Consider the following 13441-nt stretch of genomic DNA (forward strand, 5'->3'; position numbering starts at 1 on the left):
CATGCAGGATTTTATGGTGAAAGGTGTCGAGCGCCGTTCCCCCATGCCGGGGGAGGACGGGCTGCTCCACCCGATGCCAGCAGGGCAGGCGGACCGGCGACAGGCTGGCGCCGGACAGGATCTTGGCCCCGACCGGGCTGACAACAGGGCACGTACAACGGCACGGAACGGGCGTTCCGGGGCCATTTTTCCAACGCATCTGAAACCATGGCAACTGACCACAGGATTTATTGATGAATGATATGACAGGCGTTTCATTCCTTCCGTTAGGCGGGACAGGCGAAATCGGCATGAACCTCAACCTGTACCGGCAGGGTGAGGCGTGGCTTGCGGTGGATTGCGGCATCGGCTTCAGCGGCAATGACACGCCGGAGGCGGAAATCATCCTGCCCGACCCGGTATTCATTGCCGAACGCAGGGACAGGCTGGCCGGCCTGGTCGTCACCCACGCGCATGAAGACCACCTGGGCGCGATCGCCCACCTGTGGCCGCAGCTTGGCTGCCCGGTCTACGTCACCCCGTTTGCCGCCGCCGTGCTGCGCCGCAAGCTGGGGGAGGCCGGGCTTGTGCAGCAGGTGCCCATCCATGTCATCGCGCCCGGTGGCGCCTTTACGGTCGGGCCGTTTGACCTGCGCTTCGTCTCGGTCACGCATTCCGTGCCGGAATCACAGTCGCTGGTGCTGCGCACGCCACAGGGCATCATTGTCCATACCGGCGACTGGAAGATCGATCCCAACCCGCAGGTGGGACCGCCGACCGACCTTGAAACCTTTGCCGAACTGGGGCGCGAGGGCGTGCTGGCCATGGTGTGCGACAGCACCAATGTCCGCACCGAAGGCCCGTCCGCGTCCGAAGCCGATGTGCGGCGCGAGATGACGCGCCTCATCGCCTCGCTTGAGGGGCGGATCGCGGTCACCTGCTTCGCCAGCAACGTCGCCCGCGTGGAAACGCTGGCCATGGCAGCAAAGGCCGCGGGCCGCCGCGTGGCCGTGGTCGGGCGCAGCCTGCGCAACCTGGAGGTCGCGGCGCGTGAATGCGGCTACCTGTCCGATGTGCCGCATTTCCTGTCGGAACAGGACGCCAATTCCATCCCCGACAATCAGGTCCTGCTGATCGTGACCGGCAGCCAGGGCGAGCCGCGTTCGGCCCTGTCGCGCATCGCGGCCGACACCCACCCCAACATCGCGCTGGGCGAGGGCGATACGGTCATCTACAGCAGCCGCATGATCCCCGGTAACGAGCAGGCCGTGATCCAGGTGCAGGACAGCCTGACCCGGCGCGGCGTGCACGTGATTACCGACAAGGACCATCTGGTGCACGTATCGGGCCACGCCACGGGTGGTGACGTGCGCAAGCTGTATGACCTTGTGCGCCCGCGTTTCCTGATCCCGGTGCATGGCGAATGGCGCCACCTGACTGCCAATGCCGCCATTGCGCAGGAACTCAATATCGAACCCGTGCTGCTGGAAGATGGCGATATCCTCGACATCCGCGCCGATGGGGTCGAAATTGGCGATACCGCGCCCACTGGGCGGCTGGTGCTGGATGGCGGGCGTATCCTGCCCATGAATGGCGGCGTGCTGTCGGCGCGGCGGCGGATGCTGTTCAACGGCATGGTGCTGGGCAGCTTCGCGGTGGATGACGAGGGCTACCTGATCGGTGACCCGAAGGTCAGCGCGCCCGGCCTGCTGGATGCCGAAGACCCCGAAACCCAGCGCGTGACCGAGGAATTCGGCAATGCGCTGGATGAAATCCCCGATGAACTGCGTGAAAACGACGCAACCTTCCGCGAAGCGGCCAAGACCGCGCTGCGCCGCGCGCTGGGCCGCAAGCTGCAGAAGCGCCCGCTGGTGGATGTGCACCTGCTGCGGGTATAGCTGACGGAAAGTAATAAAAGTTTCTGGGTGCCGCCTTTTTTCAAAAAGGCGGCGTTTCCTGAAGCTTTTTGAAAAAAGCTTCATCAGGAACGTCTTGTAAATGATTATGGCAGGGAACGGATGGACCGTTTCCTGCCATTGTTTTTTGGTACGTTTTCCCTAAACCCGGCGTCTCGTGTGCAACCAGATTTGCCTGCGCACCTTAGCCCCGGGACGGGCGTGCCGCCATGCCCCCTCACGCGGATGTTTACGCGCCAACGGCCCCTGGCCATCACGCTTCGGTGTGGCATGGGGGGCGATCACGCACATGCCCCATTCCACGGGCGTTGTGATTGGTCTAGGGTCCGCTGCATTATCGGTTCTCATACTTCAAGGTTCATACGGATATGCGTCTGTCCCGCAGTTTTCTGCCGACCCTCAAGGAAAATCCGGCCGAGGCCCAGATCACGTCGCACCGGCTCATGCTGCGTGCGGGCACGATTCGCCAGACAGCCGCGGGCATCTACGCCTGGCTGCCGACCGGCCTGCGGGTGCTGCGCCATATCGCGAATATCGTGCGCCACGAACAGGACGCCGTGGGCGCGCAGGAACTGCTGATGCCCACCATGCAGTCGGCTGACCTGTGGAAGCGTTCGGGCCGTTATGACGCCTACGGGCCGGAAATGCTGCGCATCCGTGACCGGCATGAGCGCGACATGCTGTTCGGGCCGACCAACGAGGAAATGATTACCGATCTGTTCGGTCAGGCGGTCAAGTCGTACAAGGAACTGCCGCAGGTCCTGTACCAGATCCAGTGGAAGTTCCGCGACGAGGTCCGCCCCCGCTTTGGCGTGATGCGCGGACGCGAGTTCTACATGAAGGACGCCTACAGCTTCGACCTCGACCATGATTCCGCCGTCGATACCTATCGCCGCATGATGCTGGCCTATCTGCGCACGTTCCAGCGCCTGGGCGTGCGCGCGATCCCGATGCGCGCCGATACCGGGCCGATCGGTGGTGAACTGAGCCACGAATTCCTGATCCTTGCCCCAACGGGGGAAAGCGGCGTGTTCTTCGACAGCGCGCTGGAGGACCAGGACTGGCTGGGGGAGAGCGTTGACCTCAATGACCGGGCATCGCTGGAAAGGTTCTTCACCGGCATGACGTCGTTCTATGCCGCGACGGACGAGATGCATGACGCGGCGGCATGGGCGAAAGTGCCCGCCGAACGCCAGCGCGAGGGGCGCGGCATCGAGGTCGGTCATATCTTCAACTTCGGGCGCAAATATACCGAGTCCATGGATATCGCGGTCAGCGGCCCCGATGGCGCGCCGCTCTATCCGGAAATGGGGTCGTACGGCATTGGCGTCTCGCGCCTTGTCGCCGCGATCATCGAAGCCAGCCATGATGACAATGGCATCATCTGGCCCGCATCCGTAGCCCCCTTCCGGGCCGCCATCATCAACCTGAAGAATGGTGACGCGCAGTGCGACGCCATCTGTGAAAAGCTGTATGCGGCAGCGCCCGATGACCTGCTGTATGACGACCGCGCCGAACGCGCGGGCGCCAAGTTTGCCGATGCCGACCTGCTGGGCCATCCGTGGCAGCTGATCGTCGGCCCGCGCGGGGCGAAGGATGGCAAGGTGGAAGTGAAGAACCGTCGCACGGGTGAGCGCACCGAGGAAACGGTGGACGCGGCGCTGGCCCTTATCGCGAAAATACGCGCCTGATGTTTGGCCCCTTCGAGCGGATGGTCGCCGGGCGTTACCTGCATGCCCGGCGGGGGGAACGGTTCGTTTCCGTCATTGCGATCTTCTCGCTTGTGGGGATCGCGCTGGGCGTCGCCACGCTGATCATCGTCATGTCGGTCATGAACGGGTTCAAGGCCGACCTGCTGGGGCGTATCCTCGGGCTGAATGGCGATCTCAGCGTATTCGGCGTGACACGCACCATCAGTGATTATGATGACGTGGCGGCCCGCGTGCGCAGGGTGCCGGGCGTCGTCTCGGCGGCCCCCCTGGTGGAATCGCAGGTACTGCTCAATTCCGGCAGCTACAATGCGGGCGGGCTGGTGCGCGGCATGACGCGGGCCGACCTGCTGGCGCTGCATGAGGTCAGCGACAACCTTGTCGCCGGGTCCGTGGACGATTTTGGCGGGGATGACACCATCATCGTCGGCACCACGCTGGCGGAACGCGCGGGGCTTACGGTTGGCGGCAGGCTGACGCTGGTTTCACCCCAGGGGGCGGCCACCGCGTTCGGCACCATGCCGCGCGTGCGCGCCTATCGCGTCGTGGGCATATTCGATGCCGGGGTGAATGATTATAACGCCAGCTATGTTTTCCTGCCGCTGCATGCGGCGCAGGTGTATTTCCAGCTGCCGGGGCAGGTGACGCAGGTGCAGGTCATGACCCGGGATGCGGAAAATGTCGGCCCCATCCGTCAGGCGATCGAGAAGGTCATGGATGGCAATGTGCGCGTCATGGACTGGACGCAGAGCAACAATGCCTTCTTCGGCGCGGTGCAGGTGGAACAGAACGTGATGTTCCTGATCCTGACGCTGATCATCCTTGTCGCCGCCTTCAATGTCATTTCCTCGCTGATCATGATGGTCAAGGACAAGAGCGCCGATATCGCCGTGCTGCGCACGCTGGGGGCCACGCGCGGGGCGATCATGCGCATCTTCCTCATGTGCGGGGCGTCGGTGGGGGTGACGGGCACGTTTGCCGGCACCGGGCTGGGCATTGTGTTCTGCCTGAATATCGAACATATCCGCCAGCTTCTGCAGCGCATTACCGGCACCAACCTGTTCAACCCCGAGGTCTATTACCTTGAACACCTGCCCGCCAGACTGATCTGGTCGCAGGTGATCGAGGTGATCGTGATGGCGCTGGTGCTGTCGCTGCTGGCGACGCTGTATCCGTCATGGCGGGCGGCGAAAACCGACCCGGTGGAGGCCCTGCGCCATGAGTGATGTCCTGAACACCGCCCCGCCGCTGCGCATGGATGGTGTTGCGCGCCGCTATGTCAGTGGGGAGGAAACGCTGGACGTGCTGCGCGGCGCGGACCTGACGCTGCACCCCGGTGAGATCGTGGCCCTTGTCGCCCCTTCGGGCACGGGCAAGTCCACGCTGCTGCATCTGGCGGGCCTGCTGGAAAAGCCGGATGCGGGCTGCGTCATGGTGGCGGGGCAGGATGCGGGCGCGCTGACGGATGCGCAGCGCACCGAAATCAGGCGCGACCGGATCGGGTTTGTGTACCAGTTCCATCACCTGCTGGCCGAATTCAGCGCGCGGGAAAACGTCATGCTGCCGCAGATGATCGCGGGTGTCGCGCGCAGGGCCGCACGCGCGCGGGCGGACGACCTGCTGTCCATTTTCGGGCTGGCGCATCGGCTGGACCACCTGCCGGGCAAGCTGTCGGGCGGGGAGAAGCAGCGCGTGGCCATTGCCCGCGCGCTGGCTAACCGCCCGCAGGTCCTGCTGGCGGATGAACCGACGGGCAACCTGGACGTGCATACGTCCGACGCCGTGTTTGACGCGCTGCTGGAAACCGTGCGCGCCCACGGGGTCGCCGCCCTGATCGCGACCCATAACATGGACCTTGCCCGCCGCATGGACCGCATCGTGACCCTGCGCGACGGGCTGGTGGTGCCGGTAGCACCCGCCACCTGAAAAAAACGGTGAAAAGTTTCTGGTGAAGCGTTTTTCCAAAAAGCTTCGCAGAACGCCGCCTTTTTCAAAAAAGGCGGCACTCAAAAACTTATGGGGATGGCAGGACCCGCACAGGGACGTGCGAATCATATGCGGTGTGGAGTAGGATGCAACCATGTCCCATGCCGATTTCGTCCATCTGCGCGTCCACTCCGCCTATTCCCTCAGCCAGGGGGCCATCCGCGTGCCCGAACTGGTGGCGCTGGCGCATGACATGCGCATGCCCGCCGTCGCCATTACCGATACGGGCAACATGTTCGGCGCGCTGGAATTTTCGCAATATTGCGGGAAGAAGGGCGTGCAGCCCATTATCGGCTGCCAGATCGGCCTGCCGTCGCGCAGCGACAAGCCCGGCAGCCCGGCCGAACCCGTGGTGCTGCTGGCGCGCAATGCGGAAGGGCTGGCCAATTTGCAGTTCCTGTCATCCGCCGGGTTCCTGCAACACGAAACGGATGAACCGACCGTAACCCTCGATCTTCTGTGCGAACGCGCGGGCGGGCTGTTCCTGCTGACGGGCGGCAGCCGGGGGCCGCTGTTCCACCTGCTGGCCGAAGGGCAGGAGCGGGAGGCAGCACACCTCATGGACCGGCTGCATGAAGCCTATGGCAGCCACATGGCGGTGGAACTGCACCGGCACGGTCAGGCGGCGGAACGCGCGGTGGAGCCGGGCATGATCGCCATGGCCGACCGCATGGGCCTGCCGCTGGTGGCGACCAATGAATGCTTCTTCCCCAGACCGGACATGTACGAGGCGCATGACGCGCTGCTGTGCATCGCGCAGGGCCGCACCATGGCCGAACGCGACCGCTGGCGCGTGACGCCCGAACACTGGTTCAAGCCGCCCGACGCCATGCGCGAACTGTTCGCCGACCTGCCCGAAGCCTGCGACAACACGCTGGATATCGCGCGCTGCTGCGCCATTGCGGTGGAAACGCGCAAGCCCCTGCTGCCGGTCTGCCCCAAGGTAGAGGAAGGCCAGACCGAGGAACAGACATTGCGGCACATGGCCGTGACCGGCCTGAAAAACCGCCTGTCGCGCATGAATGTCGATGATGAAACCCGGACGAAATACGAGGAACGCCTGGCGTTCGAACTCGATATCATCGCCCAGATGGGCTTTCCCGGTTATTTCATGATCGTGGCCGACTTCATCCAGTGGGCCAAGGCGCATGACATACCCGTGGGGCCGGGCCGTGGGTCGGGTGCGGGGTCGCTTGCGGCATGGGCGCTGACCATTACCGATATCGATCCCATTCCCTTCAACCTGCTGTTCGAGCGGTTCCTGAACCCAGAGCGCGTGTCGATGCCGGATTTCGACATTGACTTCTGCCAGGACCGGCGTGACGAGGTGATCCGCTACGTCCGCAACGAATACGGCCCCGACCGCGTGGCCCAGATCATCACGTTCGGCAAGCTGCAGGCGCGCGCGGCGGTGCGTGACGTGGGGCGCGTGCTGGGCCTGCCCTTCGGCATGGTCAACCGCGTGGCCGAACTGATCCCCAACAATCCCGCCCAGCCGGTCACGCTGAAACAGGCGATCGAGGGCGAGCCGCGCCTGCAGGAAATGCGCGACGAGGACGAGGCCATCCGCCGGCTGATGGAAATCGGCCAGCAGCTCGAAGGCCTGTTCCGCCACGCCAGTACCCATGCGGCGGGTGTCGTGATCGGCGATCGCGAACTGGTCGAACTGGTGCCGCTGTACCGCGACCCCAAGAGCGACATGCTGGTCACGCAGTACAACATGAAGTTCGTGGAGCAGGCGGGGCTGGTCAAATTCGACTTCCTTGGCCTGACCACGCTCACCATCCTGCAACGCGCGGTGCAGTTCCTGCACGGCATGGGGGTAGAGGTCGACCTGTCGGCCCTGCCGCTGGATGACGCCCTGACCTACGACATGCTGGCGCGCGGCGATACTGGCGGCGTGTTCCAGTTCGAAGGGGCCGGCATGCGCGACGTGCTCAAGCAGATGCGCCCGACCCGGCTGGAAGACCTGATTGCCGCCGTGGCGCTGTACCGTCCCGGCCCCATGGCCAACATCCCCGATTACTGCCGGCGCAAGCATGGTGAGCCGTGGGAGCCGCCGCATGAGGAAATCCGCGATATCCTCGAAGAGACCTACGGCATCATGGTCTATCAGGAACAGGTCATGCAGATCGCCCAGAAGATGGCGGGCTACAGCCTGGGGGGCGCCGACCTGCTGCGGCGCGCCATGGGCAAGAAGATCCGCGCGGAAATGGACCACCAGCGCGAAATCTTTACCGAAGGGGCGATGAAGCGCGGGATCGAGCGCGAAAAGGCCGCCGAGGTGTTCGACCTCATGGCCAAGTTCGCCGATTACGGGTTCAACAAATCCCATGCCGCCGCCTACGCGCTGGTGTCGTACCAGACGGCGTGGATGAAGGCGAACCACCCCGTGGCCTTCATTGCCGCGTGCATGTCGCTGGCGCGTGAAAAGACCGACAAGCTGGCGGGCCTGCGGCAGGAAGCCGACCGGCTTGGCATTCCCCTCCTGCCGCCCGACATCAATGCGTCGGGTGCTGATTTCACGGTGGAAAAATTGCCTGATGGCAAGGGATACGGCATCCGCTACGCGCTGGCCGCGATCAAGAAGGTCGGCCTGAGCGCCATGCAGTCGCTGGTGGCGGTGCGCGGCGACAGGCCCTTTACCGACCTTGAGGACCTGGCCGCCCGCCTTGACCCCCGGCAGGTCAACAAGATGCAGCTTGAAAACCTGGCCCGCGCGGGGGCGTTCGACACCATCATGCCCAATCGCGCGCAGGCCTGTGGCGGGGCGGAAACCGTGATGCGCCGCGCGCAGGCCAATGCGCAGGAAGCCGCCAGCGGCCAGATCGGCCTGTTTGGCGGGGGGGGCGCCATGCCCGCCCAGCGCGAGCCGCTGCGCCTGCCGCGCTGCGCCGACTGGCCGGAATTCGAACGGCTGAACATGGAAGCCGACGCCATCGGTTTCCACCTGACGGGACACCCGCTGGATTCCTATGGCCCGCTCATGCGCAGGCTGGGCGCGGTCCGGGCCACGGGGCTGGAGGCGGCGGCACAGGCGGGCATTGGCCGCGTCAAGATCGCGGGCTGCGTGGTGGACCGCAAGGAGCGCCCCACCCGCACGGGCAACAAGATGGCGTGGGTGCGGCTGTCCGATGCGTCGGGCGGGTGCGAAATCACCTTCTTTTCCGAAGTGCTGTCACGGTCGCGCGAAATCCTTGTGGCGGGCAATGCCGTGGTGGTGACGGCGGACCTGAAGCTGGAGGGCGAGGCGCTGCGCATTACGGCATCCGACGTGATGGAACTGGAACAGGCCGCCGCCGAGGCCGCGGCCGAACTGCGTATCTGGTTCGACCGGGCGGATGCGCTGGAACCGATCCGCGACGTGCTGCAGGGGGGTGGCAACGGGCGGGGGCGGGTGATCCTGCTGCCATCGGTCGCGGAAACGCGCGATGTGGAACTGACGCTGGCCGAACGGTACCGCGTGACCCCGCGCGTGGCGCAGATGATCAAGGCCATCGAGGGCGTGGGCAAGGTGGAACAGTTCTGATGACCCCACGGCCCGGCGGGCGGGGATTGCCATGAACCTTGCATGTGCCGGGCCGGGGTGCCATACGCAATCCCTGTCAGTTTTTTTCATTGTCCCTGTCGACGCAATGCCGGATACAGAATGGACCAGACCAGTCCCGCCACCGCCCTGTCGCACCAGCATGTCACCTTTCCGGACGGATTGCAGCTGGACTGCGGCTTCCACCTTGCCCCGGTGGATGTGGCGTACCGCACCTATGGCGCCCTGTCGCCCGCGCGTGACAACGCGATCCTTGTCTGCCACGCGCTGACGGGCGACCAGTATGTGGCCGACCCCCATCCCCTGACCGGCAAGCCCGGATGGTGGGGGCGCATGGTGGGGCCGGGGCTGCCGATTGACACCGATCGTTTCTTCGTCATCTGCGTCAATGTGCTGGGCGGGTGCATGGGCACGACCGGCCCGCGCAGCCTGCGGGTGTGCGATGACGGGACGGAGGAGCCATGGGGCACCGATTTCCCCGCCATCACCATCCGCGACATGGTGCGCGCGCAGCACCTTCTGGTCGAACATATGGGCATCGAGCGCCTGCTGGCGGTGGTGGGCGGGTCCATGGGCGGCATGCAGGTGCTGGAATGGTGCGCGACCTATCCCGATCAGGTGTTCGCGGCCATGCCGATCGCGACATCCCCCTTCCATTCGGCGCAGAACATCGCCTTCAACGAGGTCAGCCGCCAGGCCATATTCGCCGACCCGCAGTGGCATGGCGGGCGGTACTGGGAATGTAACGAGATCCCGGCCCGCGGGCTGGCGGTCGCGCGCATGATGGCGCACATCACCTACCTGTCCGAAGCGGCGCTGACGCGCAAATTCGGCCGCCGCGTGCGGACGACCCCCGGTCGGGGGGCGGTAGGCGCGCCGGGCGCGCTGTTTGGCGAGATGTTCGAGGTGGAAAGCTACCTGCGCCATCAGGGATCGACCTTCGTGCGGCGGTTTGACGCCAATTCCTACCTGACGATCACGCGCGCGATGGATTATTTCGACCTTGGCGCCGAGCATGATGGCGACATGTCGCGCCCGTTCCGGGGCACGCCCACGCGGTTCTGCATCATATCGTTTTCGTCGGACTGGCTGTTCCCCACGTCGCAGGCGCGGCTTCTGGCGCGTGCGCTCAACCAGGTCGCGGCTAACGTATCCTTTGTCGAGATCGACAGTGACAAGGGGCATGACGCCTTCTTGCTGGATGAACCTGATTTCGACCGGACCATCCGTGGCTTCCTGTGCGGGGCGGCGGAACATGCGGGGATTGACTGAGCATGCGGCTTGACCAGCGCCTGATCGCGGGCATGATCCGTCCCCGGACCCGTGTACTGGATGTGGGCAGCGGCGATGGCGCGTTGCTGGACTACCTGTTCCGCAACAGCGGGTGCGACGCGCGCGGGATCGAGATCGACATGCGCGAGGTCACCCGTTCCGTCGCCCACGGCCTGCCGGTCATGCATGGCGATGCCGACCACGATCTGGTCCATTACCCCGACAATGCATTTGATTACGTGGTGCTGCAGCGCACCCTGCAGGCGGTCGAACGCCCGCGTGAGGTGCTGCGCCAGATGCTGCGCATCGGGCGGTACGCCATCGTGTCCTTCCCCAATTTCGGTCACTGGCGGCTGCGCATGCAGCTTCTGCTGCGCGGGCGCATGCCCATGACCAGCGTGTGGAGCACGCCATGGTACGACACGCCCAACATCCACCCCTGCACGATCCTGGACTTTTTGACGCTGTGCCGCGACGAGGGCTATGTTGTCCAGCAGTGGATGGCCGTTGATGAAGATGGCGAGCGCGCACCATGGCGGCGTTCGATCCGGCTGGCCAACCTGTTCGGGGAGCAGGCGCTGTTCCTGTTGCGGCGCAAGGACGCCCCCCGCTGACCAAGTCGCCACGGTGGGAGATGTGATATTGGATACCCTTGAAGCCATCGAGACCCGGCGCGCCATACGGGCCTATGACCCGGATCACACGATCAGCCCGGCGGACCTGCACAAACTGCTTGCGGCCGCGCGCCGGGCGCCGTCCGCCTTCAATATCCAGCACTGCCGTTTCGTGGTGGTGCGGGACCCGGCCCTGCGCCGCGCGCTGCGCAAGGTGGCGTGGGACCAGCCGGATGTGACCGATGCCTCGGCCCTGGTCGTGATCTGTGCCGACCGCGATGCGTGGAAAAAGGACCCGGCCCGTTATTTCGATGGCGCGCCCGATGACGTGAAGCAGCGCATGGCGGAGATGATCCGCGGCTATTACGAAGGCCGCGAATGGGTCCAGCAGGACGAGACCATGCGCAGCGCGGGGCTTGCGGCCCAGACGCTCATGCTGGCCGCCACCGCCATGGGCTACCAGTCCTGCCCCATGGACGGGTTCGATTATGACGCGGTGGGCCGGCTGATCAACCTGCCGGCGGGCCATGTGGTGGCGATGTTCGTCGTCATTGGCAGGGGGGTGGAACAGGCCGCGCCCCGCGTGGGCCGGCTGCCTGATGGCGAAGTCATCCTGACCGACCGCTTTCCCCCGTCCTGAACCGTGGCCGCCCATGGCGGGCGGGCATGGGGGCCGCATGAAAAAGCTTGCGGCCCGCCCCGTAACACTATACAGGCTCAGGCTTGGGAACGGACCGCGCCTGTTCCTTGTGCTGGTTTGATTGCACGTGTCCTTGACGCGGGGGACACGAACAGAAGCAGACTGGACCGGCCTTTATTCCTTACATGATATCCTTGCGACGACAGACCAAGTGCCCCCGTGCATATAAGGGCCGGTGTCGGGTATGTCTGTCAGTTCGCCATCCGGGCATGCAGGTTCCTGCACGCCCCACGGCCCTGTTTTTTCGCGCCAGGAGGCGCCATTCATGACAACGTTTGCCGATCTTCATCTTGCAGAGCCGCTGCTGCGGGCACTGGACGAGGAAGGCTACGCCACGCCCACCCCCATTCAGGCCGGCGCCATTCCCTACCTGCTGGAAGGGCGCGACCTGCTGGGTCTGGCACAGACCGGAACGGGCAAGACCGCGGCCTTCGCGCTGCCGATCCTTGACCGCCTGTTCCGTGAAAAGGGCCGCGCCCACCCCAAGGGCGCGCGCGCGCTGGTGCTGGCGCCGACCCGCGAACTGGCATCCCAGATCGGGGAAAGCTTCGCATCCTATGCCCGCCACATGCGCTTCAGCCACGCCGTGGTGTTTGGTGGCGTGGGGCAGGGACGCCAGATCGAGGCGCTGCGCCGTGGCGTGGACGTGCTGGTCGCCGCCCCCGGCCGCCTGCTGGACCTGATGGGGCAGGGGCATGTCGACCTGTCCGGGCTTGAGGTGCTGGTGCTGGATGAAGCCGACCGCATGCTGGACATGGGCTTCGTGCGCGATATCCGCAAGATTGTCGCAGCCCTGCCGACCGACCGCCAGACGCTGCTGTTCTCGGCCACCATGCCCAAGACCATTTCCGACCTGGCGCATGGCCTGCTGCGTGATCCCGCCACCGTGCAGGTCACCCCGCCGTCCAGCACGGTGGACCGCATCCGCCAGGCGGTGATGTTTGTCGATACCGGCAACAAGCGCGAGGCGCTGAAGCTGCTGGTGGACTCGCCCAAGGTCGAACGCGCCGTGGTGTTCACGCTGATGAAGCATGAAGCCAACAAGGTCGCGGCCTTCCTGAGCGAACACGGCATCACGGCCGAAGCCATCCACGGCAACAAGTCGCAGGGCGCGCGTGAACGCGCCATGTCGGGTTTCCGGTCCGGCAACGTGAAGGTGCTGGTGGCGACCGATATCGCAGCGCGCGGCATTGACGTGGACGACGTGACCCACGTGTTCAACTACGACCTGCCCAACGTGCCCGAAAGCTATGTCCACCGTATCGGCCGCACGGCGCGCGCCGGGCGTGAAGGCTGGGCCGTATCCCTGTGTGACGCGGAACAGCGGGCATGGCTGCGCGATATTGAAAAGAATATCGGCAAGAAGATCCCGGTCGTGTCCGAACATCCGTACCATTCGGAATCGGCCGAGAACTCAACCATGCGCCCGCCCGTGCTGGGTGGCGGTGGCCGTGGTCGTGGCGGCGGCGGTGGCCGTTCCGGTGGCGCACGCCCCGGTGGTGGTGGACGCCCGGCCGGTGGCGGTCGTCCGTCCGGTGGTGGGCGTGGTGGCCGCCCCGGCGGCGGTGGCCGTGCCGGTGGCGCAGGTCGTCGCGCGGTCTGATCGCGCAGGCGGCGTATTGCTGCCCCGACGGGCTGGCGCCGCACGGGCGATGATATGAAAAAGGCACCCGGTCCTGTGGATCGGGTGCCTTTTTTTGTCTGTCGCGATCATCCGC

The 13441-nt window shown here is 65.2% G+C and carries 10 protein-coding genes; all 10 read left to right on the forward strand.

Annotated elements, in window-relative coordinates; all coding sequences use genetic code 11:
* The first annotated feature begins 1 nt into the window (after position 1).
* The 10 genes from CFR76_RS01625 to CFR76_RS01670 all read left to right on the forward strand — a co-directional run bounded on the left by CFR76_RS01625 (position 2) and on the right by CFR76_RS01670 (position 13326).
* Entirely contained in the window at positions 2 to 241 is a 240-nt protein-coding gene (locus tag CFR76_RS01625) for a hypothetical protein (protein WP_110555500.1), read from the forward strand.
* Positions 234 to 1877: a ribonuclease J gene (locus tag CFR76_RS01630; RefSeq protein WP_110555501.1), complete on the forward strand. Its 1644-nt coding sequence runs from the start codon at positions 234 to 236 to the stop codon at positions 1875 to 1877. Before CFR76_RS01625 ends, CFR76_RS01630 begins: the two co-directional genes overlap by 8 nt.
* Positions 1878 to 2263: 386 nt before the next feature.
* Positions 2264 to 3586: a proline--tRNA ligase gene (gene proS, locus CFR76_RS01635; RefSeq protein ID WP_110555502.1), complete on the forward strand. Its 1323-nt coding sequence runs from the start codon at positions 2264 to 2266 to the stop codon at positions 3584 to 3586.
* Positions 3586 to 4830, forward strand: a complete 1245-nt coding sequence (locus CFR76_RS01640) for a lipoprotein-releasing ABC transporter permease subunit (RefSeq protein WP_110555503.1) — start codon at positions 3586 to 3588, stop codon at positions 4828 to 4830. The genes proS and CFR76_RS01640 overlap by 1 nt, the downstream gene beginning before the upstream one ends.
* Positions 4823 to 5530, forward strand: coding sequence for an ABC transporter ATP-binding protein (locus tag CFR76_RS01645; protein WP_110555504.1), 708 nt, complete (start codon positions 4823 to 4825; stop codon positions 5528 to 5530). The genes CFR76_RS01640 and CFR76_RS01645 overlap by 8 nt, the downstream gene beginning before the upstream one ends.
* A 154-nt stretch (positions 5531 to 5684) precedes the next feature.
* Positions 5685 to 9119, forward strand: coding sequence for a DNA polymerase III subunit alpha (dnaE, locus tag CFR76_RS01650; RefSeq protein WP_110555505.1), 3435 nt, complete (start codon positions 5685 to 5687; stop codon positions 9117 to 9119).
* A gap of 120 nt (positions 9120 to 9239) precedes the next feature.
* Positions 9240 to 10409: a homoserine O-acetyltransferase MetX gene (gene metX, locus CFR76_RS01655; protein WP_110555506.1), complete on the forward strand. Its 1170-nt coding sequence runs from the start codon at positions 9240 to 9242 to the stop codon at positions 10407 to 10409.
* 2 nt (positions 10410 to 10411) lie between these two features.
* The gene (metW, locus tag CFR76_RS01660; protein ID WP_010506332.1) at positions 10412 to 11023 is read left to right on the forward strand and encodes a methionine biosynthesis protein MetW; all 612 of its coding nucleotides are present in this window, start codon (positions 10412 to 10414) and stop codon (positions 11021 to 11023) included.
* A gap of 28 nt (positions 11024 to 11051) precedes the next feature.
* A complete protein-coding gene (locus CFR76_RS01665) occupies positions 11052 to 11663 on the forward strand; it encodes a nitroreductase family protein (protein ID WP_110555507.1) in 612 nt (203 codons plus the stop codon).
* Between the two features lie 325 nt (positions 11664 to 11988).
* Positions 11989 to 13326, forward strand: coding sequence for a DEAD/DEAH box helicase (locus CFR76_RS01670; protein WP_110555556.1), 1338 nt, complete (start codon positions 11989 to 11991; stop codon positions 13324 to 13326).
* The last annotated feature ends 115 nt before the right edge of the window (positions 13327 to 13441 follow it).

It is taken from the genome of Komagataeibacter swingsii (assembly GCF_003207895.1).
In the GTDB taxonomy this organism is placed as follows: Bacteria; Pseudomonadota; Alphaproteobacteria; order Acetobacterales; family Acetobacteraceae; genus Komagataeibacter; species Komagataeibacter swingsii.